Origin of the sequence: Massilia sp. S19_KUP03_FR1 (assembly GCF_036688685.1) — a bacterium.
GTDB lineage: Bacteria > Pseudomonadota > Gammaproteobacteria > Burkholderiales > Burkholderiaceae_D > JALYUM01.
In genome coordinates this window covers 131,405-152,816 of sequence record NZ_JAQQPS010000016.1, presented here as the reverse complement: position 1 = coordinate 152,816, position 21,412 = coordinate 131,405, and the positions used below count along the sequence as shown (strand labels likewise).

18 protein-coding genes are annotated in these 21,412 nt (G+C 60.9%); 17 read left to right on the top strand and 1 reads right to left on the bottom strand.

Features of this window, described 5'->3' with window-relative positions; all coding sequences use genetic code 11:
- The first annotated feature begins 33 nt into the window (after positions 1-33).
- The 6 genes from V6M87_RS18485 (at position 34) to V6M87_RS18460 (ending at position 12,633) form a co-directional block, all read left to right on the top strand.
- Entirely contained in the window at positions 34-3,144 is a 3,111-nt protein-coding gene (locus V6M87_RS18485) for a DEAD/DEAH box helicase (protein WP_332878120.1), read from the top strand.
- A 114-nt stretch (positions 3,145-3,258) separates the two neighbouring features.
- On the top strand, positions 3,259-4,440 hold the full coding sequence (locus V6M87_RS18480) for a PAS domain-containing sensor histidine kinase (protein ID WP_332878119.1): 1,182 nt from the start codon (positions 3,259-3,261) through the stop codon (positions 4,438-4,440).
- A 49-nt stretch (positions 4,441-4,489) separates the two neighbouring features.
- Entirely contained in the window at positions 4,490-5,170 is a 681-nt protein-coding gene (locus tag V6M87_RS18475) for a response regulator transcription factor (protein ID WP_332878118.1), read from the top strand.
- Between the two features lie 251 nt (positions 5,171-5,421).
- Positions 5,422-6,117, top strand: coding sequence for a transposase (locus V6M87_RS18470; RefSeq protein ID WP_332878117.1), 696 nt, complete (start codon positions 5,422-5,424; stop codon positions 6,115-6,117).
- Between the two features lie 181 nt (positions 6,118-6,298).
- Positions 6,299-11,020 carry a glutamate synthase-related protein gene (locus V6M87_RS18465; RefSeq protein ID WP_332878116.1) on the top strand — a complete coding sequence of 1,574 codons (4,722 nt, stop codon included), beginning with the start codon at positions 6,299-6,301 and terminating at the stop codon, positions 11,018-11,020.
- 149 nt (positions 11,021-11,169) lie between these two features.
- Positions 11,170-12,633, top strand: coding sequence for a glutamate synthase subunit beta (locus V6M87_RS18460; RefSeq protein ID WP_332878115.1), 1,464 nt, complete (start codon positions 11,170-11,172; stop codon positions 12,631-12,633).
- 13 nt (positions 12,634-12,646) lie between these two features.
- On the opposite strand, the gene V6M87_RS18455 is transcribed toward V6M87_RS18460, so the two are convergent.
- On the bottom strand, positions 12,647-13,132 hold the full coding sequence (locus tag V6M87_RS18455; protein WP_332878114.1) for a hypothetical protein: 486 nt from the start codon (positions 13,130-13,132) through the stop codon (positions 12,647-12,649).
- 260 nt (positions 13,133-13,392) lie between these two features.
- Between V6M87_RS18455 and V6M87_RS18450 the strand changes: the two genes are divergently transcribed.
- From V6M87_RS18450 to hisG, 11 genes are all read left to right on the top strand, one after another.
- Positions 13,393-14,196, top strand: a complete 804-nt coding sequence (locus V6M87_RS18450; RefSeq protein ID WP_332878113.1) for an ABC transporter ATP-binding protein — start codon at positions 13,393-13,395, stop codon at positions 14,194-14,196.
- Complete coding sequence (mlaE, locus tag V6M87_RS18445; RefSeq protein WP_332878112.1) at positions 14,193-15,011, top strand: lipid asymmetry maintenance ABC transporter permease subunit MlaE; 819 nt, start codon at positions 14,193-14,195, stop codon at positions 15,009-15,011. The genes V6M87_RS18450 and mlaE overlap by 4 nt, the downstream gene beginning before the upstream one ends.
- A gap of 68 nt (positions 15,012-15,079) precedes the next feature.
- Positions 15,080-15,553: an outer membrane lipid asymmetry maintenance protein MlaD gene (gene mlaD, locus V6M87_RS18440; protein ID WP_332878111.1), complete on the top strand. Its 474-nt coding sequence runs from the start codon at positions 15,080-15,082 to the stop codon at positions 15,551-15,553.
- Positions 15,550-16,395: an MlaA family lipoprotein gene (locus V6M87_RS18435; protein ID WP_332878110.1), complete on the top strand. Its 846-nt coding sequence runs from the start codon at positions 15,550-15,552 to the stop codon at positions 16,393-16,395. Before mlaD ends, V6M87_RS18435 begins: the two co-directional genes overlap by 4 nt.
- A gap of 31 nt (positions 16,396-16,426) precedes the next feature.
- Positions 16,427-17,074, top strand: coding sequence for an MlaC/ttg2D family ABC transporter substrate-binding protein (locus V6M87_RS18430; RefSeq protein WP_332878109.1), 648 nt, complete (start codon positions 16,427-16,429; stop codon positions 17,072-17,074).
- Complete coding sequence (locus tag V6M87_RS18425; protein WP_332878108.1) at positions 17,075-17,338, top strand: STAS domain-containing protein; 264 nt, start codon at positions 17,075-17,077, stop codon at positions 17,336-17,338.
- Positions 17,339-17,501: 163 nt separating this feature from the next.
- On the top strand, positions 17,502-18,425 hold the full coding sequence (locus V6M87_RS18420; protein ID WP_332878107.1) for an ABC transporter ATP-binding protein: 924 nt from the start codon (positions 17,502-17,504) through the stop codon (positions 18,423-18,425).
- On the top strand, positions 18,422-19,189 hold the full coding sequence (locus tag V6M87_RS18415) for an ABC transporter permease (RefSeq protein ID WP_332878106.1): 768 nt from the start codon (positions 18,422-18,424) through the stop codon (positions 19,187-19,189). The genes V6M87_RS18420 and V6M87_RS18415 overlap by 4 nt, the downstream gene beginning before the upstream one ends.
- Before the next feature lie 33 nt (positions 19,190-19,222).
- Positions 19,223-19,459 (top strand): BolA family protein, encoded by a 237-nt coding sequence (locus V6M87_RS18410; RefSeq protein ID WP_332878105.1) that lies wholly within the window; start codon positions 19,223-19,225, stop codon positions 19,457-19,459.
- 3 nt (positions 19,460-19,462) lie between these two features.
- Positions 19,463-20,722, top strand: a complete 1,260-nt coding sequence (murA, locus tag V6M87_RS18405; protein ID WP_332878104.1) for a UDP-N-acetylglucosamine 1-carboxyvinyltransferase — start codon at positions 19,463-19,465, stop codon at positions 20,720-20,722.
- Positions 20,723-20,729: 7 nt separating this feature from the next.
- On the top strand, positions 20,730-21,410 hold the full coding sequence (hisG, locus tag V6M87_RS18400) for an ATP phosphoribosyltransferase (protein ID WP_332878103.1): 681 nt from the start codon (positions 20,730-20,732) through the stop codon (positions 21,408-21,410).
- Positions 21,411-21,412 lie beyond the last annotated feature (2 nt).

Sequence of the window (21,412 nt, the reverse complement as noted above, 5' to 3'; positions counted from 1 at the left end):
TGTTGTTGCTTTTGATACATTCCTTAGAGACCCATGCACACAGTTGATTTTCACCGCGACGATGCCGGCGACACCCCTCCAGCCAGTAGCCCTGCGCGTTCGCCCGCGCTGCCCGCATCGGTCACCAGTTGGCTGCAGCGGGTCGAGGCGGCGGCGCATCCGCAGCCCAAGCTGACCGACGAGGTCAAGGATCCCAAGCTGATCCAGTACAAATTCGTGTATGTGATGGCGCCCACCAGCGGTGGTCGCCATGTCGCCGTGTGCCTGTGCAAAGCGCGCTTGCGCCCGAACGGCGATGTGGCCTCGGCCAGCCCGGTGAGCGAAGTGTTTACCTTGCTGTCAGCCCCGCCTAGTTACCTGGAAGGCGAGGACGAAGACCTGGTGCGCTTCTTTATCGCCATGCGCAGCGGGTCCACCCAGACCACCAGCGCCACCGAGCCGAAGGGCAAAGTCGGCGCCATCTTGCTGCAGATGCTGCTCGAGCAAGGTAAATTACTGTGGGCCAACTCCTGGTCCGACATGGGCAATGGGCTGGTGTATCCGCTGCAGCAGGGACCGATGCGCGAGGCCAACCTGGCCTGGCGCGACGAAGGCAAGAATGCGCGTCTCGGCTGGTGCGTGGCGCCGCCGCCGGGCAACACCCACAGCGCGGCCGACCAGATCGACTACATGTTGCCGACCGACCCGCCGTGGTACATCGACAACCTGTCCTGCGGCCCGCTGGAACTGAACCGTGGCGGCGTCGACATCACCCTGGCCGAGCTGCAAGCCCTGGTGGCGCAAGCGCCGACGCTGGCCGGGACCGACAAGCGGCGCGTCTCGCAATTGCTGCTGGCCCATGGCCTGCAACAATTGATGCCCTTGCCGCAACCGCTGACCCAGCGCCTGCGCAACGACGTCAAACCGCAACCGGTGCTGCTCCTCGACGCCGTCATTCTGGCCGATGGCGCCGGCCAGCGCGCCCACGATTTCGCCGTGCTGTCGTTCGATTACGACGGCCAGCGCATTTCCTTTGATCCATCGCAGCGCGTGGTGCGCCAGATCGGCGACATCACCGAAATTATCGCGCGCGATGCCGATGCGGAGCGCGCGGCCCTGGAAGCGTTGCACGCGCGCGGTTTCCACAAGCCGGCTACGGCGCCCCTGAACGCCCTGGCCGGCGCCTTGCAACTGGAAAGCCAGGCGCACTGGCTGCGCTTTGCCGAAAACGATCTCGACGCGCTGTCCGATGCCGGTTTCCATGTGCAGCGTGCGCCCAAATACCGCTATGACGTGGTGCCGGTGGAAAACTGGTACGCCCAGATCGACGAGCCGGAAGAAGCGGGCCATGCCTGGTTCGAACTGGAACTGGGCATCGTCGTCAATCGCCACCGGATTCCCCTGCTGCCGGTGCTGGTGCAGATGATCCGCAGCGCGCCGACGGATTTCGATCCGGAAGTCCTGGCTGCGCATGCGGACACCGACCAGGTGCTGGCGGTGTTGCCCGATGGCCAGCGCGTGGCGCTGCCGTGGGGCCGCGTGAAACCGATCCTGACCACGCTGGGTGAGTTGTATTTTAACGACAAGATCAAAGGAAAACTGCGCCTGTCGACGCTGGACGCCAGCCGCCTGGAAGAGTTGGCGCGTGGCACGGCGTTGCGCTGGATTGGTGGCGAACAACTGCGCGAAACGGGTCGCAAGCTGAGCATGTTCGGCGCGGTGCAAAAAGTGCCGGCGCCGGTGGGATTACAGGCCACCTTGCGCGATTACCAGGCCGACGGTCTGGCCTGGATGCAATTCCTGCGCGAATACGACCTGGCCGGCATCCTGGCCGATGACATGGGTCTGGGCAAGACGGTGCAAACGCTGGCGCACATTTTGGTGGAGAAGGAAGCTGGGCGTCTCACCAATCCGGCACTCGTGATCGCCCCGACCAGCCTGATGACCAACTGGCAGGAAGAGGCCGCGCGCTTTGCGCCCGGCCTGCGCGTGCTGTTGCTGCAAGGCAAAGAGCGCATGGACATGTTCGACCAGATCGAAGAAGTCGACCTGGTGCTGACGACCTACGCCTTGCTGCCGCGCGACGAAGAAAAGCTGCGCGAGCACGCGTTTCACCTGATCATCCTGGACGAATCGCACTACATCAAGAACAACCGCTCGAAGGCGGCGCAGACGGCCGGCATGCTCAATGCGCGTCACCGCCTGTGTCTGACCGGCACGCCGCTTGAAAATCACCTGGGCGAACTGTGGTCGCAATTTCATTTTTTGCTGCCGGGCTTGCTGGGCGACGAAAAAACCTTCAACAGCCAGTTCCGCCATCCGATCGAACGCCAGGACGATCCGGTGCGGCGCACCTTGCTGAATCGCCGCATCCGGCCCTTCCTGCTGCGCCGGACCAAGGACAATGTTGCCAAGGAATTGCCAAGCAAGACGGAAGTGGTGCGCAAGGTCGAACTGACCGGACCGCAGCGCGACCTGTATGAAACCGTGCGCTTGGCGATGGACAAGAAAGTGCGCGACGAAATCGACCGCAAAGGCGTGGCGCGCAGCCAGATCGTGATTCTCGAAGCCTTGCTGAAACTGCGCCAGGTCTGCTGCGACCCGAGGTTGGTGAAATCGTTGCCGGCGAAGAAGTCTGCCGGGGCGTCGGCCAAGTTGATCGATTTGATGCAGATGGTCGACGATCTGTTGGATGAAGGCCGCAAGATATTGGTTTTTTCGCAATTTACCAGCATGCTGGCACTGATCGAAGAAGAACTGAACGCCCGCAATATCCGCTACGCCTTGTTGACCGGCGACACCCGTGACCGCGCGGCCCAGGTCGCCGCATTCCAGCAGGGTGCGGTGCCGATTTTCCTGATCAGTTTGAAAGCGGGCGGCGTCGGCCTGAATCTGACCGCGGCCGACACCGTGATCCACTACGATCCGTGGTGGAATCCGGCTGCCGAACAGCAAGCCACCGATCGCGCCTGGCGCATTGGCCAGGATAAACCGGTGTTCGTCTACAAACTGATTGCCAAGGGCACACTGGAAGAAAAGATTCAATTACTACAGCAAAAAAAATCGGAATTGGCGCAATCAATTCTGGCCGAAGGCGAGTCGCAGAAGATGGCACTGACGCAAGAAGACCTGCAAGCGATTTTTGCGCCTCTCGAATCGCTATAAAAGCAACGTCATTCAACAATTTCTGTTACCAAAAGAAACTGTTTAATGACAACCTTATATACATCTGACAAGTCGGCGCATATACTAGTGCGGCACTCTTCATTGAAGGTTCTGATGTCCGTTCACGCCGATTTTGATCTAAGCCTGCCAGGCGCCGCCATTGCGCTGTCGGAGCAATTTCGCGCCATCGCTGAATTGGGCGGCGATATTGCCTGGAGTATCGACTGCGCCAGCGGCAAGCCGCTCTACGTCAGTCCGGTTGTGGAAACCGTTCTCGGCTATTCCATGAACGACGTCGCGCAGCAACTCGGTGGCAGTCCGGGCCCGCTGGCGGGCTTGGGTGCCGGTCTGGCCCAGCGCCTGCAGCGTCTTGCCGATGGGGACGCCACGCGCTTGCAACTGGTGCGCGAATGCGAAGTGCCGCGCAGCGACGGCGAGTTGATCGCGCTGGAAATCACGTCGCGTTTGTTGCTCGACGAGGACGGCCGCGCGCTTGTGCTGGTCGGTATCGCGCGCGACCTGTCCGACCGGCGTGCGCGCGACAAGGAGCGGCGCCGTTTCGCCAGCATGCTCAACCACGAATTCCGCACCCCGCTGTCGACCATCGACGGCGCCATCCAGCGCCTGGAAGCGACGCACCACCATGCTGACGAGGCGACGCGCGCGCGCTACCGCAAGATCGGGCTGGCTGCCGACCGCTTGATCGCGATGCTGGACGACTACCTGTCGCCCGAGCGCATGCTCGACATCGGGCACCAGCGTAAGGCCGACGCGCTGGCGCCCAAGCTGGTGCTGGAGGAAGGCGCCGTCCTGGCCCGCGCGGCGGGACGCCACGTCAGCATTGCGCTGGGCGAGGTGCCGGCCAGCGTGCGCTGCGATCCGGCCGGCTTGCGCCTGGCGGTTAAAATCCTGGTCGACAATGCGATTCAGTTTTCGCCGGGCGACTCAACCATCGTGTTGCGCGGCGACACGGTGCCTGCCGCACCCGGAAGCGCCGTGCGCAGCAATCTCGAGCTTTCAGTGAGCAATGAAGGCGCCGGCATTCCCGCCGATGAAGTGGGGCTGGTATTCAATAAATTTTTCCGTGGCCGCAATGCGCTGGGCTTGCCCGGCAGCGGCCTGGGCCTGTACATGGCGCGCTCGGTGATCGAGGTGCACGGCGGCACGATTGAACTGACTTCGGCAGTGGGCCAGGCGCCAACCGTATTCAAAATCCAATTGCCAATTCGTGATGCCGGGAAACAACTTGCTTCTGCTGCGCCCAGCAGTGATAATCCTGCTGGAACACCGGGTTAGGCGCCCTGCGCATGTCCGCCATCACCACTAACATTCACATGGCCTACCCATGACGCAGATACTGATCGTTGAAGATAATGGGGACTATGCCATCGATATGGCTGAGTTCCTGCGCGAGTTGGACCATGAGGTCACCATCGCCACCACTGCCAGCGAAATGTGGGCGGCGCTGACGCGCACGCCGGCTGCCGTCGTGGTGCTCGACCTGGGCTTGCCGGATGAGGACGGGTTCAATGTGATTCCGCGCATGCGCCAGCTGTATCCGGAAATCGGCTTGCTGGTGCTTACCGGCCGCGTCGCCTTCGACAACCGGATTCTCGGCCTGCGCCTGGGCGCCGACCACTATCTGACCAAGCCGATCAAGTTCCCCGAGCTGGCCGCCCACATCGAGGCGCTGGACCGCCGTGTTCGTCCGCACGAGCCGACCCCGACGCTGAGCAAGTGGACGCTGCGCGTGAGCGCGCGCCAGCTGGAGTTGACGGGCAAGCTGATCGACCTGACCGAAAAAGAGTGCAATTTCTTGCACTTGCTCACCATCAACACCCGTCCCGTCCCGCGCCAGGTGATTGTGGCCGGCATGGGTGGCGACGATCCCGACGCCAGCCGCCGGGTGGACATGCTGGTCTACCGCCTGCGCAAAAAAGTGCGCACCGGCCTGGCCCAGGACCTGCCGCTGCGCAGCGCCTACGGCGAAGGCTACAGCCTCTCCGCCGGCTTCACCCTCGCGTAATACCCTTTCCCCAAGGCTCGTACTTAATAATTAGGGTCAGTGTCGCTTTTTTGAGCAATTTTTTTGTCTCAATTCAGCGACACCCCAAGGTAGGGTCAGTGTCGAATTTTTAAGCAATTGCTTCGGGAAAACCTGCTTTCGCTTGAATTGGGGACAGAGTCACGCGCTTTTTGAGGCGACTTGCGATTAATTAGGGACAGAGTCGGTCGGCTTGGTTAAAATCCGCCGCTCTCCCCTTTCCGATTCCTGCCATGGCCCGTCCTCCACGCCTCGTCATCCCGAACCAGCCGCATCACGTCATCCAGCGCGGCAATGATCGCCAGGCCATTGTCCGCGACGAGGAAGATTGCCAGCGCTTCATGGCCTGGCTTAAAGAATGCGCCAAATTCTATCGGGTGGCGATCCACGCCTACGTGCTGATGCCAAACCACGTGCATCTGCTGGCCACGCCGATCGACAATGAGGGTTTGGCGCAGATGATGCAGAAGCTGGGCCGCTACTACGTGCCGTGGTTTAACAACAAGTACGAACGCTATGGCAGCCTGTTCCAGGGGCGCTTCCGCACCTCGCTGGTCGACACCGACCGCTATTTCCTTGCCTGCAGCCGTTATATCGACCTCAATCCCGTACGCGGGCATCTATCAGCCACGCCGCTCGACTACCCGTGGTCGAGCTACGCCCACCACGCCGGCGCGCGCATCGACACGCTGCTCAGCGACCATCCCCTGTTTTGGGCGCTCGGCAATACGCCGTTCCAGCGCGAAGCGGCCTATATTGCGCTGGTGGACCAGGGCATCACCCCGGATGAACTGGATTTCATCTCGACGTCGTTGATGCGCAGCCTGCCGCTCGGCTCGCTGACGTTCAAGGAAAACCTCGAACGTACGACGCAACGGCAGATTTTGCCCGCCAAACGCGGCCGTCCTTTCAAAGAAACCCCCGTCTGATCGCTGTGACGCCATAGGGCAGAAGCACCGAACCTCCCCTGGATTGACTCTGTCCCCAATTAATCGTGCTGGAGAAATGTTGCAAAACAATTCGACTCTGACCCTAATTGTTTGGGTTGACGTTGTCTGTTGCATTGCACTATTCTCAACCTCCAACCCCTGATTTGTTGTGGAGAGACGCATGATTGCCCAAGGTTTATATGATCCCGCCAACGAACACGATGCCTGCGGCGTCGGGTTCATCGCCCACATCAAAGGTAACAAGAGCCACTCGATCGTCGAGCAGGGGCTGTTGATTTTGAAGAATCTGGACCACCGCGGTGCGGTCGGGGCCGACAAATTGATGGGCGATGGCGCCGGGATCCTGATCCAGATCCCGGACCAGTATTTCCGCGACGAGATGGCGAAGCAGGGTATTGAGCTGCCGCCGCCCGGTGAATACGGCGTCGGCATGGTGTTCTTGCCGAAAGAGCATGCTTCGCGCATCGCCTGTGAACAGGAAATCGAGCGCGCCGCGCGCATCGAGGGCCAGGTCGTGCTGGGCTGGCGCAATGTGCCGCTCGACGACAGCATGCCGATGTCGCCCACCGTGCGCGCCAAGGAACCAGTCATCCGCCAGATTTTCATCGGCCGCGGCCCCGACATCATGGTCACCGACGCCCTCGAGCGCAAACTGTATGTGATCCGTAAATCGTCCGGCCACGCAATCCAGGCGCTGAAACTGATGCACGGCAAGGAATTTTTCGTGCCGTCGATGTCGGCGCGCACCATCGTTTATAAAGGTTTGCTGCTGGCTGACCAGGTGGGCGTGTATTACAAGGACCTGCAGGATGCCCGTTGCATCTCGGCCCTGGCCCTGGTGCACCAGCGTTTCTCGACCAACACCTTCCCGGAATGGCCGCTGTCGCACCCGTACCGCCTGATCGCCCACAACGGTGAAATCAACACCGTCAAAGGCAATTTCAACTGGATGCGTGCCCGTGAAGGCGTCATGAAGTCGGCCGTGCTGGGCGATGACCTGCAGAAACTGTTCCCGCTTATCTATGAAGGCCAGTCCGACACGGCCTGCTTCGACAATGCCCTCGAGCTGTTGATCATGGCCGGCTACCCGATTGCACAAGCCATGATGATGATGATCCCGGAAGCCTGGGAAAACCATTCCACCATGGACGACAACCGCCGCGCCTTCTATGAATACCACGCGGCCATGATGGAGCCGTGGGACGGCCCCGCCGCGATGGCCTTCACCGACGGCCGCCACATCGGCGGCACGCTGGACCGCAACGGCCTGCGCCCGGCCCGCTACATCGTCACCGACGACGACCTGGTGGTCATGGCGTCCGAATCGGGCGTGCTGCCGATCGCCGAATCGCGCATCGTCAAAAAATGGCGTTTGCAGCCCGGCAAAATGTTCCTGATCGACCTGGAAGCGGGCCGCATCATCGACGACAAAGAGTTGAAGGACATGTACGCCAACGGCAAGCCGTACAAGGCGTGGATCAACTCGGTGCGCATCAAGCTGAACGAAATCAAGCTGTCCGAAAGTCAGCTGGTGCACAACCGCGCCAAGGACACCCCGGCGCTGGGCGAAAAGGCCGGCGCCTCGCTGCTGGACCGCCAGCAAGCGTTCGGCTACACCCAGGAAGACCTGAAGTTCCTGATGGCGCCAATGGCGATCCTGGGCGAAGAAGCCACTGGTTCGATGGGCAACGACTCGCCGCTGGCGGTGATGTCGAACAAGCTCAAACCTTTATATAACTACTTCAAACAATTGTTTGCCCAAGTGACCAATCCGCCGATCGACCCGATCCGCGAAGCGATGGTGATGTCGCTGGTCTCGTTCATCGGCCCGAAACCGAACTTGCTCGACACGAACAACGTCAACCCGCCGATGCGCCTGGAAGTGTCGCAGCCGGTGCTGGGCTTTAACGATATGGCGCGTCTGCGCAACATCACCCAGCACACGGGCGGCAAGTTCAAGTCGTATGAGCTGAATATCTGCTACCCGGTCGGCTGGGGTAAAGAGGGTATCGAAGCCTCGCTGGCCTCGCTCTGCGCCGAAGCGGTCGACGCCGTCAAATCCGGCCACAACATCCTGATCGTTTCCGACCGCAACGTCGCTGCCGACCAGGTCGCCATCCCCGCGCTGCTGGCCACCTCGACCATCCACCAGCACCTGGTCGGCCGCGGCCTGCGCGCCTCCACCGGCCTGGTGGTTGAAACCGGTTCCGCCCGCGAAACCCACCACTTTGCCTTGCTGGCAGGGTACGGCGCGGAAGCCGTCCACCCCTACCTGGCCATGGAAACACTGGTCGAGCTGGCCGCTGGCCTGCCCGGCGACCTGTCCGCCGACACCGCCATCTACAACTACACCAAGGCGGTCGGCAAGGGCCTCATGAAGGTGATGTCGAAGATGGGTATCTCGACCTATATGTCCTACTGCGGCGCGCAGATTTTCGAAGCCGTGGGCCTGAACAAGTCGCTGGTTAACAAATATTTCAAGGGCACCTCGTCGAACGTCGAAGGCATCGGCCTGTTTGAAGTGGCCGAAGAAGCGCTGCGCCTGCATAACCTCGCGTTCGGCCCCGACCCGGTGCTGGCGCACGCACTCGACGCCGGCGGCGAGTACGCCTTCCGCGTGCGTGGTGAAGACCATATGTGGACGCCGGATGCCATCGCAAAACTGCAGCACGCGACCCGCGCCAACAATTTCAGCACCTATAAAGAATACGCGCAGCTGATCAATGACCAGTCGCGCCGCCATTTGACTCTGCGCGGCCTGTTCGAGTTCAAGGTCGACCAGAGCAAAGCGATTTCGATTGACGAAGTCGAGCCGGCCAAGGAAATCGTCAAGCGGTTTGCCACCGGCGCCATGTCGCTCGGCTCGATTTCGACCGAGGCGCACGCCACGCTGGCCATCGCCATGAACCGCATCGGCGGCAAGTCGAACACGGGAGAAGGCGGCGAAGATCCGTTCCGCTACACCCAGGAACTGAAGGGCATTCCAATTCGCCAGGGCCAGACCATGGCGTCGGTCATCGGCGAACAGAACGTCGTGGTTGACATTCCGTTGCAGGAAGGCGACTCGCTGCGCTCAAAAATCAAGCAGGTGGCGTCCGGCCGTTTCGGCGTCACCACCGAGTACCTCAATTCCGCCGACCAGATTCAAATCAAGATGGCGCAGGGCGCAAAACCGGGTGAAGGCGGTCAGCTGCCGGGCCACAAGGTTACCCAGTACATTGCCGCGCTGCGTTTCTCGGTGCCGGGTGTCGGCCTGATTTCGCCGCCGCCGCACCACGATATTTATTCGATCGAAGATCTGGCCCAGCTGATCCACGACCTGAAAAACGCCAATCCACGCGCATCGATCTCGGTGAAACTGGTGTCGGAAGTGGGCATCGGCACCGTCGCCGCCGGCGTCACCAAGGCGAAGGCCGACCACGTGGTGGTGGCTGGTCACGACGGCGGCACCGGCGCCTCGCCGTTGTCGTCGGTGAAACATGCTGGCACGCCGTGGGAGCTCGGCCTGGCCGAAACCCAGCAGACGCTGGTATTGAACGGTTTAAGAAGCCGCATCCGCGTGCAGGCCGACGGCCAGATGAAAACCGGCCGCGACGTCGTCATTGCCGCCATGCTGGGCGCCGACGAAATCGGTTTTGCGACCGCGCCGCTGGTGGTCGAGGGTTGCATCATGATGCGTAAATGCCACTTGAACACCTGCCCGGTAGGCGTGGCAACGCAAGACCCTATCCTGCGCGCCAAGTTTTCCGGCAAGCCTGAGTACGTCGTCAATTACTTCTTCTTTGTCGCCGAAGAAGCCCGCCAGCTGATGGCGCAACTGGGCATCCGCACCTACGACGAACTGATCGGCCGCGCCGATTTGCTGGACAAATCGAAAGCCATCGCCCACTGGAAAGCCAGCGGCCTGGATTTCTCGGCCATTTTCTATCAGCCGGAAAACACCAGCGGCCAGTCGATTTTCCATACCGGCGCGCAGGATCACAGCCTCGACAAGGCGCTCGACCATAAATTGATCGCGCAAGCCAAGGCCGCACTGGAGAAGGGCGAGCGCGTCTCGTTCATTTCGCCGGTGCGCAACGTCAATCGCACAGTCGGCACCATGTTGTCGGGCGAAGTGGCGCAGCGCTACGGCCACGCCGGTTTGCCGGACGACACCATCCATATCCAGTTGCAAGGGACGGCGGGCCAGTCGGCCGCGGCCTTCCTTGCCGCCGGCATCACGATTGACCTGGTCGGCGAAGGCAACGATTACGTCGGCAAGGGTTTGTCGGGCGGACGCATCATCGTGCGGCCGAATACCGAATTCCGCGGCTGGGCGGTGGACAACATTATCGTGGGCAACACGGTGCTGTACGGTGCGATTTCCGGTGAAGCCTTCTTTAATGGCGTCGCCGGTGAACGTTTTGCCGTGCGTAACTCCGGCGCGACGGCGGTGGTCGAAGGCTGCGGCGACCATGGCTGCGAATACATGACGGGCGGCACGGTCGTGGTGCTGGGCGAGACGGGACGCAACTTTGCGGCCGGCATGTCGGGCGGCGTCGCGTATGTATATGACCCGGAAGGCGATTTCGAGAAACGCTGCAATCTGACGATGGTGAACCTGGAACCGGTGCTGAGCACGCGCGACCAGACTGACGCGTCGGCCTGGCACAGCCAGTCGCGCGAAAGCGAGCGCGAGTCCGACGAGGCCATTTTGAAACGCCTGGTGCAACGCCATTTCAAGCATACCGGCAGCACCCGCGCCCGCAACCTGCTCGACGACTGGGCGGTAGGTCGCAGCAAATTCGTCAAAGTGTTCCCGACGGAATACAAACGTGCGCTGGAAGAGATGCATAACAGCAGCATGGAAGAGGCGAACGACAAGGTGGAAGTGGTGGCGTAATCCCGCCGCAATGCAAACACGCTACCACCGTCGTCCCGGCGCAGGCCGGGATCCATACTGAACCGGCACTTCCTCAGGGACACGCTCAGCATGGGCCCCGGCTTTCGCCGGGGTGACGGCAACTCTAATCGGGCACCAAAGGAAAAAACGTGGGCAAAATCACTGGTTTCATGGAATTCAAGCGTCAGGAAGAAGGCCACCTGGCCCCTGACACGCGCGTCAAGAACTACAAGGAATTCACGATCGCCTTGAGCGATCCGCAGGCCAAGGTGCAAGGCGCGCGCTGCATGGATTGCGGCATTCCGTTCTGCAACACGGGCTGTCCCGTGAACAACCTGATCCCGGACTGGAACGACCTGGTTTACCACGGCAATTACCGCGCCGCCCTGGAAACCCTGCACTCGACCAACAATTTTCCCGAGTTCACCGGCCGCGTTTGCCCGGCGCCCTGCGAGTCCGCCTGTACGCTCGGTATCAATGACGATCCGGTCGGCATCAAGTCGATCGAACACAAAATCATCGATACCGGCTGGGAACATGGCTGGGTCGTCCCCCAGCCGCCCACCACGCTGACCGGCAAGAAAGTCGCCATCGTCGGTTCCGGTCCAGCCGGCCTGGCCGCGGCCCAGCAACTGGCGCGCGCCGGTCACGCCGTGACCGTGTTCGAAAAGAGCGACCGCATCGGCGGCCTGCTGCGCTACGGCATCCCCGACTTCAAGATGGAAAAGTCGCACATCGACCGTCGGGTGGAACAAATGGAGGCTGAGGGGGTCGTGTTTCGCACCAGCGTGATGGTTGGCAAGGATTTCCCGGCAACCGTCAGCAATATGGCGCGCGAAACGATTTTCCCGGAAGACCTCGAAAAAGCCTTCGATGCCGTCGTCATCGCCGGCGGCGCCGAGCAGCCGCGCGATTTGCCGGTGCCGGGCCGTCAGTTGAAGGGTGTGCACTTCGCGATGGACTTCCTGCCGCAACAAAACCGGGTCAATGCCGGCGATAAACTGAAAGACCAGTTGAAGGCCACCGGCAAGCACGTGGTCGTGATCGGTGGCGGCGACACCGGGTCCGATTGCGTCGGCACCTCGAACCGCCACGGCGCCGCATCGGTGACTCAGTTCGAACTGATGCCGCAGCCGCCCGAGCAAGAAAACAAGCCGCTGGTCTGGCCCTACTGGCCAACGCGATTGCGCACCTCGTCGTCGCATGAGGAAGGTTGCGAACGTGACTGGGCCGTGGCCACCAAGCGCCTGGAGGGCAAAGGCGGCAAGGTCGAGAAATTGATCGCGTGCCGTGTTGAGTGGAAAGAAGGCCGCATGATCGAAGTGCCGGATTCGGAATTCGAGATGAAAGCCGACCTGGTGTTGCTGGCCATGGGTTTTGTGTCACCAGTGCAGCAGGTGCTGGACGCGTTCGGCGTGCAGAAAGATGCGCGCGGCAACGCCCGTGCCACCACCGATGGCGAGCAGTGCTACCAGACCTCGGCACCCAAGGTGTTTGCCGCCGGCGACGTGCGCCGTGGCCAGTCGCTGGTGGTGTGGGCCATCCGCGAAGGTCGGCAATGCGCGCGCGCCGTCGACGAATTCCTGATGGGCTCGTCCGTCCTGCCGCGCTGACCGGGCAAGTGGGCTACTGGCTCCACGTATCGAAGCGTTGCTGGTCGTGGTTCCAGTAGATGTGGGCAGCCTCATAACTGTCATCCGACAGGCGTATGCCATGGCAACTGGTCGACGGGCGGTAGCCAACCGGGGCATCGCCCGACACCCCGGCTATTTCGTCCGCGGTCAGGTTGTAGTCATCCACCCGGATTTTGCTGGCCTGGGCCTTGCGGTCGCTGGCGTCGAAGTGCAGCAGCGCGGGCGGTTGGTGAATGCCCTGGGTGAAAATCGCGACGACAATTTCCTTGTCCCACGTGCCGAGAATGGCTTGCTGCACCTTGCCAGCGCAACTGAAATCGGCTTCCAGCACGGAGGCGCTGCGCCACACCACGCCGGTGGCAAATTTGTCGGCAGCCGCCTGGACAATGGGACCATCTATCTTTTGCGCGCTTGCCACATTGGGCAACGCGATTCCGGCGAGCAGCGCCGCCGTCAACCATCCTGTGATTCGACGCATCTTTTCTCCCGGTCTTTACCGTCATTTACACGTGGCTTATGTCATTGCCGCACAGCACTTATTGTGCCTGTACATTCCAATCATTCACTAATGTATGTATCTAATTCAACAAAAACAAATACTTACGCGCGGAAATATCTGACTGACTGGTTAGTAGTGTTGTTTCTTCGCGTCGGAAGCGGGGTCGAAACGGGGGTGTCCCAAGCAAGGATTGCCGTTTCTGCACTACAATACGCCATTCTTTCATAGTCCAAATTCCTGTGCCTAATCTTGTCGAAATCCGTGATCTGTACTTCGCGTACGGCCCACGCCCCATTCTGAAGAACCTGAGCATGGACTTCCCGCGCGGGAAGCTCATCGCCGTCATGGGCGGGTCGGGTTGCGGCAAGACCACGGTGCTGCGCCTGATCGGTGGCCAGATCCGCCCGCAAAAAGGGCAAGTATCGGTTGCCGGCGAAGTCGTGCACCAGCTCGACACCGACGGCCTGTACCGCCTGCGCCGCAAGATGGGCATGCTGTTCCAGTTCGGCGCCTTGTTCACCGATTTGTCCGTCTTCGACAACGTGGCCTTTCCGCTGCGCGAGCATACGGACTTGCCGGAAGAACTGATTCGTGATCTGGTACTGATGAAACTCAACACCGTCGGCTTGCGCAATGCCGCAAAACTCAAGCCAGGCGAGATTTCCGGCGGCATGGCGCGCCGGGTCGCCGTGGCGCGCGCCACCGCGCTCGACCCGGAACTGATCATGTACGACGAGCCGTTCGCCGGCCTCGACCCGATCTCCATGGGCGTGACGGCCAATTTGATCCGCAACCTCAATGACGCGCTCGGTTCGACCTCGATTTTGGTCTCGCACGATGTGCAAGAGTGCTTTGCGATCGCCGATTATGTGTATTTTATGTCCGCAGGCGCCATCGTTGCCCAAGGCACGCCGGCCGAAATGCGGGTCTCGGAAGATCCTTACGTGAAGCAATTCGTCAATGCCGAGGCCGATGGCCCGGTGCCCTTCCACTATCCCGGCAAGTCGCTGGCCGACGACCTGGGATTGGGCGTGCATAAATGAGTACCTCCTCCCGCACCCACTCGGCACGCAGCCTGGTCCTGAATTTCTTTGCGACGATCGGCCTGAATATTCGCGAAGGCGTCGCCAGTCTCGGTTTCGCGACGCGCTCGTTCTTCAATTTGCTCGGCGTAACGTTTGGCGCGATGAAGCGCCCGGCGCTCATTTCCGAGCAGATTCACTTCATCGGCAACTACTCGCTGGTGATCATTGCCGTCTCCGGCCTGTTCGTCGGCATGGTGCTGGGCCTGCAAGGCTACTACACGCTGAACCAATATGGCGCGGAACAAAAACTCGGCCAGGTTGTCGCACTTGCTTTGACGCGCGAACTCGGTCCGGTCGTGACCGCACTGTTGTTTGCCGGCCGCGCTGGCACCTCGCTGACGGCGCAGATCGGCCTGATGAAAGCCGGAGAACAATTGTCTGCCATGGAAATGATGGCCATCAACCCGATCCAGCGTGTGCTGGCGCCCCGTTTTTGGGCCGGCGTGATCGCCATGCCGGTGCTGGCGCTGGTGTTCTCGGCAGTCGGTGTGCTGGGCGGCTATCTGGTTGGTGTGCAACTCATTGGTGTCGACGAAGGTGCGTTCTGGTCGCAGATGCAAGCTGGCGTCGATGTGCGCGCTGACGTACTGAACGGTGTCATCAAAAGCGTTATCTTCGGTATCGGCGTGACGTTCACGGCCTTGTTCCAGGGTTATATGGCCCAGCCAACCCCGGAAGATGTATCGCGCGCCACCACCCGTACGGTTGTGATCTCCTCCCTGCTCATATGGGGACTGGATTTCATGATGACCGCACTGATGTTTAATAAGTAATTTGGTAGTTTGGCAGTTCCAAACGAACGCAAATTTGTCTCGTTTGATCGATATTAGGAATAATAATTATGCATCGCAAAACTATTGACGTCTGGGTTGGCTTGTTTGTATTACTCGGCGTTGTGTCGCTGCTGTTTCTGGCACTCAAGGCCGGCAACATGAGCACCCTGTCGTTCAACAAGACCTATGTCGTCACAGGCAAGTTCGACAATATCGGCGGCCTCAAGCCGCAAGCACCGGTAAAAAGCGCCGGTGTCGTGGTCGGCCGCGTGGGCGACATCAGTTTCGACGACAAAACCTTCCAGGCCGTCGTCTCGCTGGAAATGCAACCCGCCTTTAATTTTCCCAAAGACAGTTCGTTGAAGATTTTGACTGCCGGCTTGCTCGGCGAGCAGTACATCGGCATCGATCCTGGTGGCGACACCAAAAACCTTGTCAATGGCGACCGTATCTCACGCACCCAATCGGCCACCGTGCTGGAAGACCTGATCAATCAGTTCATCTACAGCAAAGCTGCCGACGGAAAGGAAACCACGAAATGAAAACAACAACAATGCAGTCCAGCCGTCTCGCCGCCGCCGTCGTTCTGGCCAGCCTGACCCTTGGCGGATGCGCCACGACCAATAACCCGCGCGATCCTCTTGAGGGTCTTAACCGCGGCGTGTTCACGTTTAATGACACCGTCGACAAATATGCCCTGAAGCCAGTGGCCACGGCGTACAAGAACGTGCTGCCATCGTTCGTGCAAACGGGCGTGCATAATTTCTTCGGCAACTTGAGCGATGCCTGGAGCGGCGTGAACAACCTGCTGCAAGGCAAGGGTGAAGCCGGTATGCAGGATTTCACGCGCTTCGCCATGAACTCGACCTTCGGCCTGGTGGGCGTGCTGGATATCGCTTCGCCAGCCGGCCTGCCAAAGCATAACGAAGACCTGGGCCAGACCCTGGGCCACTGGGGTGTGCCATCGGGTCCGTACCTGGTGCTGCCGATTCTGGGGCCGTCGACCATTCGCGATACGGCAGCTCTGCCAGGCGACTGGTATGGCGACCTGTGGACCCACAAGCGTCCGCCGAATGTCCGTAACATCGGTACCGTGGTGAAAGCGGTCGACACCCGCGCCAGTCTGCTCGATGCCTCCGACCTGGTCGAAGGCGCGGCACTGGACCGTTATGAATTCATCCGTGACGGCTACCTGCAGCGCCGCCAGAGCCAGGTCACCGACGGTGGCGCCAAGAGCATGGCTGGCAACGACAGCGGCAAGCTGGACATGAAGGCTGCCTACGGCGACGATGCCCCTACCGCCACGCCGGCGGCGGATACACCTGTTACACCTGTTACGCCTGCGGAACCATCCTCTGCGACACCTGCGCCAGTCACCAAGTAAGATGGTGCCAACGCAACCAAAGGAAAACTACATGAAGAACATCGTTACCATTATCGCTACCGCCTCGATGGCGTTTGCCGCCCACGCTGTCGTCGCCGCACCTGTCGGCAACGAAGCACCTGACCTGCTGGTCAAGCGCATCAGCACCGATGTGCTGGACACGGCCAAGGCCGACAAGGACATTCAAGCCGGCAACCAGCAAAAAGTCATGGCGCTGGTGCAATCGAAAATTTTGCCGTTCGTCGATACCGAAAAAATGACGGCGCTGGCCGCCGGCCGTTTCTGGCGCCAGGCCACGCCTGCGCAACAGAAGCGTTTGTCGGAAGAGTTCCGCACGCTGCTGGTATTCACGTACTCGGGCGCACTGTCGCAGATCAAGAACGACGACAAAGTGGAATTCAAGCCACTGCGCGCCGATCCTGCCGATGTCGACGTCGAAGTGCGTTCGCAGGTGACCAGCTCGCGCGGCGAGCCGATCACGCTGAACTATCGCCTGAACAAAGGCCCGCAAGGCTGGAAGATTTTCGACATCAACGTGCTGGGCGCGTGGCTGGTCGAAACCTACAAGGGTAACTTCGCAAGCGAAATCGGCAAATCGGGCATCGACGGTTTGATCACCAAGCTGGCAGAGCGCAACAAGCAGCTGGCAGCCAAGCCGCTGGCAGCGCCGGCGAAATAAATGGGCGGCGTCAATTCGATCCTGTCTTTCCAGACCGCCTCGGCGGCGCTGGAACAAGGCTACGCAGCCATAAGCGCCGGCACGACCGAATTCGACCTCGGCAGTGTCGGCGCTGCCGATTCGTCGGCTGTGGCCCTGCTGCTCGCCTGGCAACGCCGCGCCCGCCAGGCGGGGCAGACGCTGGTCTACACGAATGTACCGGCAAGTTTGCGCAAACTGGCGAGCTTGTATGGTGTGGATGAGTTGTTGATCGAGAAGAAGTAATCGGTCGCGACTACCTCTTGTATCAAACGCGTCACCCCCGGGTGACGCGCTCAAGCACTGCAAACCTTTCCCCTCTGCCTCTTGCTCGTCCAATTTCCCCTATAATCGGTGGTTTACTTGCATGGCCCCGCGCCCCGCGCCGCCGGCATCACCAAATAGAAGAATGACAGCGATCCAGATCACCAATGTCCAGAAAAGCTACAAGGCGCTCAAAGCCCTTGGCGGCATCTCTCTGGATATCGAAGAAGGCGAATTCTTCGGCCTGCTCGGTCCCAACGGCGCCGGCAAAACCACCCTCATTTCCACCATCGCCGGGCTGATTCGCCCGGACGTGGGCAGCATCAAGATTCATGGCCACGACGTCGTCACGGATTACCGCGCCGCGCGCAAGAACCTTGGCGTGGTGCCGCAGGAACTGGTGTTCGATCCCTTCTTCACGGTGCGCGAAACGCTGCGCCTGCAGTCCGGCTATTTTGGCTTGAAGAACAACGACAAGTGGATCGACGAGGTGATGCACAACCTCGACCTGACCAATAAAGCTGACGTTAACATGCGCGCGCTGTCGGGCGGCATGAAGCGCCGGGTGCTGGTCGCGCAGGCGCTGGTGCACAAGCCGCCCGTCATCGTGCTCGACGAGCCGACCGCCGGCGTCGACGTCGAATTGCGCCAGACGCTGTGGAAGTTCATCGCGCGCCTGAACCGCGAAGGCCACACGGTGGTTCTGACCACCCACTATCTGGAAGAAGCGCAGGCCATGTGCCAGCGCGTGGCCATGTTGAAACTCGGCCAGGTGGTCGCGCTCGACTCCATGACCAAACTAATCCGCCGCATCTCCGGCTCGCAACTGATCGTACACCTGTCGCACGGCGACTTGCCGGACGATTTGCGCCACCTGGTCGCGGTCGACACCCACGCGGTCGGCAACGGCCCCGGTAAAAAATACAGCCTGCGCGTGACCGAATACGGCGAAGTCGAACAGATCCTCGCGCGCCTGCGCCTGAGCGGCGCCGTGATCGACGAAATGCAGTTGCAGCAAGCAGACCTGGAAGACATCTTCCTGCAAATTATGGACGGGGGAGCGCTTTGACATTCTTTTCGGTGGGCTTCCAGACCCTGTTTTACAAAGAAACGCTGCGCTTCTGGAAAGTGGCCACGCAAACCGTCGCCGCGCCGATCCTGACCGCCATGTTGTACCTGCTGATCTTCGGCCATGTGCTCGAAGGCCGGGTCGAGGTCTATCCGGGCGTGTCGTACACGGCCTTCCTGATTCCGGGCCTGGTGATGATGAGCGTGCTGCAAAATGCCTTCGCCAACTCGTCGTCGTCGCTGATCCAGTCGAAAATCACGGGTAACCTGGTGTTCATCCTGCTGCCGCCGCTGTCGCACTGGGAAATCATCTGGGCCTATGTGCTGGCCTCGGTCGTGCGCGGCCTGGTGGTGGGCGCCGGCGTGTTTTTCTTTACCGTCTGGTTCGCCCAGATGAGTTTTGCGGCGCCGCTGTGGATCATCGTGTTCGCCCTGCTCGGTTCCGCCATCCTCGGCACCATGGGCGTCATCGCCGGCATCTGGGCCGAGAAATTCGACCAGCTGGCCGCGTTCCAGAATTTCCTGATCATGCCGGCCACCTTCCTGTCCGGCGTGTTCTACTCGATCCACTCGCTGCCGCCGTTCTGGCTGGCCGTGTCGCACGCGAACCCGTTTTTCTACATGATCGACGGCTTCCGCCACGGCTTCTTCGGCCAGTCCGATGTGTCGCCGTGGACCAGCCTCGCCATCGTGTCCGCGTTCTTCGTGGTGCTGGCGACAATTGCGGTCAACCTGCTCAAGCGCGGCTACAATCTGCGTCATTAATCTATGCGGTCAATACGAATTGAAGGAACCACGATGGACACTACCCCTGAACTGATCCACGGCTACCTCGCCGCCGGCCTCGAATGCACCCACCTCGAAGTGGACGGCGACGGCCGCCATTTCACCGCATTGATCGTTTCGCCGGCGTTTGCCGGCAAGCGCCTGATCGCCCGCCACCAGATCGTCTACGCGGCGCTGGGCGACCGCATGCGCGAAGAGATTCACGCGCTCTCGATGAAAACCCTGACCCCCGACGAATACCAAGGATAAGCCATGGACCAGTTGCGAATCACGGGCGGCAAACGCCTGAACGGCGACATCGCCATCTCCGGCGCCAAGAATGCCGCGCTGCCGATTTTGTGCGCAGGCCTGCTCACGGCTGGCGACCTGGAACTGTCCAACGTGCCGGGCCTGCATGACGTCAAGACCATCCTCAAAATTCTCGCCCAGACCGGCCTGACGGTCCAGCGCGATGGCGACAAGGTCATCCTCAACGGCAGCAAGATCGATACGCTCGAAGCGCCTTATGAGCTGGTCAAAACCATGCGCGCGTCGATCCTGGTACTCGGGCCCCTGCTGGCGCGCTTCGGCGAAGCCAAGGTGTCGCTGCCAGGCGGCTGCGCCATCGGTTCGCGTCCGGTCGACCAGCACATCATGGGCTTGCGCGCGCTCGGCGCCGACATCACCATTGAAGGCGGCTACATCTACGCCAGGTGCGCAAGATTAAAAGGCGCGCGCATCGTCACCGACATGATCACCGTCACCGGCACCGAGAACCTGCTGATGGCGGCGACCCTGGCCGAAGGCGAGACGATTCTGGAGAACGCCGCGCGCGAGCCGGAAGTGACGGACCTTGCCAACCTGCTGGTGAAGATGGGCGCGAAGATCGAAGGCATCGGCACCGACCGCCTGGTAATCCAGGGCGTGCCAGCCTTGCACGGCGCGCAGCACGCAGTTATCTCCGACCGCATCGAAGCGGCCACCTTCCTGTGCGCGGTGGCGGCCACCGGCGGCGAGATCCAGTTACTCAACACCCGCACCGACATCATGGACGTCGCGCTCGACAAACTGCGCGAAGTGGGCTTGCAGCTGACCGTGGGCCACAACACGATCCGCGCGCGCATGGATGGCCGCCCGAAACCGGTAACCTTCCGTACCACCGAGTATCCGGGCTTCCCGACCGACATGCAGGCCCAGTTCATGGCCGTGAACACCATCGCCGATGGCCCGAGCCGCGTGACCGAAACCATTTTCGAAAACCGCTTCATGCACGTGCAGGAAATGAACCGCCTGGGCGCCAACATCCAGACCGAGGGTAATAACGCCTTCATCAAGGGTGTCGACCGCCTGATCGGCGCGCCCGTCATGGCCACCGACCTGCGCGCTTCGGCTTCGCTGGTCATCGCCGGCATGGCCGCCGAAGGCATCACCATCATCGACCGCATTTATCACCTCGACCGCGGTTACGACCGCATGGAAGTCAAACTGTCGGCCGTGGGCGCGGACGTGGTGCGGATCAGCGACAAGGATTAAAGGAAGCATGGACAATCGAAGTAGCAACAACGATCGCGACCCTGGCCAGTTGATTCTGGCCCTGTCGAAAGGCCGCATTTTTGAAGACACGCTGCCGCTGCTCGAAGCGGCGGGTATCATCGTGACCGAAGACCCGGAAACCTCGCGCAAGCTGATCCTGGACACCAACGACCCGGGCGTGCGCGTACTGATTGTGCGCGCTTCCGATGTGCCGACCTACGTCCAGCATGGCGCCGCCGATTTCGGCGTGGCCGGCAAGGACGTGCTGCTCGAGCATGGCGGCGAAGGCCTGTACCAGCCGATCGACCTGCACATCGCCGAATGCCGCATGTCGGTGGCCGTGCACGCCGGTTTCGACTACGAGACCGCCGTGCGCCAGGGCGCGCGCCTGCGCGTGGCCACCAAATTCGTTAACACCGCGCGCCAGCACTTTGCCAGCAAGGGCGTGCACGTCGACCTCATTAAACTGTATGGCTCGATGGAACTGGCGCCGCTGGTCGGCCTGTCCGACGCAATCGTCGACGTGGTCTCCACCGGCGGCACGCTGCGGGCCAATAACCTGGTCGAAGTCGAGAAGATCATGGACATCTCGTCCCGCCTCGTCGTCAACCAGGCTGCATTGAAACTCAAGCGCGCGCGCTTGCAACCGATTCTCGACGCGTTTGAACGCGCCTCTAAAAAAGCTTAAAA

What these genes read in the sequence shown, in the direction of transcription:
- V6M87_RS18485 (WP_332878120.1), top strand. Translation starts at nt 34, where the DNA reads ATGCACACAGTTGATTTTCACCGCGACGATGCCGGCGACACCCCTCCA.
- V6M87_RS18480 (WP_332878119.1), top strand. Translation starts at nt 3,259, where the DNA reads ATGTCCGTTCACGCCGATTTTGATCTAAGCCTGCCAGGCGCCGCCATT.
- V6M87_RS18475 (WP_332878118.1), top strand. Translation starts at nt 4,490, where the DNA reads ATGACGCAGATACTGATCGTTGAAGATAATGGGGACTATGCCATCGAT.
- V6M87_RS18470 (WP_332878117.1), top strand. Translation starts at nt 5,422, where the DNA reads ATGGCCCGTCCTCCACGCCTCGTCATCCCGAACCAGCCGCATCACGTC.
- V6M87_RS18465 (WP_332878116.1), top strand. Translation starts at nt 6,299, where the DNA reads ATGATTGCCCAAGGTTTATATGATCCCGCCAACGAACACGATGCCTGC.
- V6M87_RS18455 (WP_332878114.1), bottom strand. Translation starts at nt 13,132, where the DNA reads ATGCGTCGAATCACAGGATGGTTGACGGCGGCGCTGCTCGCCGGAATC.
- mlaE (WP_332878112.1), top strand. Translation starts at nt 14,193, where the DNA reads ATGAGTACCTCCTCCCGCACCCACTCGGCACGCAGCCTGGTCCTGAAT.
- mlaD (WP_332878111.1), top strand. Translation starts at nt 15,080, where the DNA reads ATGCATCGCAAAACTATTGACGTCTGGGTTGGCTTGTTTGTATTACTC.
- V6M87_RS18435 (WP_332878110.1), top strand. Translation starts at nt 15,550, where the DNA reads ATGAAAACAACAACAATGCAGTCCAGCCGTCTCGCCGCCGCCGTCGTT.
- V6M87_RS18430 (WP_332878109.1), top strand. Translation starts at nt 16,427, where the DNA reads ATGAAGAACATCGTTACCATTATCGCTACCGCCTCGATGGCGTTTGCC.
- V6M87_RS18425 (WP_332878108.1), top strand. Translation starts at nt 17,075, where the DNA reads ATGGGCGGCGTCAATTCGATCCTGTCTTTCCAGACCGCCTCGGCGGCG.
- V6M87_RS18420 (WP_332878107.1), top strand. Translation starts at nt 17,502, where the DNA reads ATGACAGCGATCCAGATCACCAATGTCCAGAAAAGCTACAAGGCGCTC.
- V6M87_RS18410 (WP_332878105.1), top strand. Translation starts at nt 19,223, where the DNA reads ATGGACACTACCCCTGAACTGATCCACGGCTACCTCGCCGCCGGCCTC.
- murA (WP_332878104.1), top strand. Translation starts at nt 19,463, where the DNA reads ATGGACCAGTTGCGAATCACGGGCGGCAAACGCCTGAACGGCGACATC.
- hisG (WP_332878103.1), top strand. Translation starts at nt 20,730, where the DNA reads ATGGACAATCGAAGTAGCAACAACGATCGCGACCCTGGCCAGTTGATT.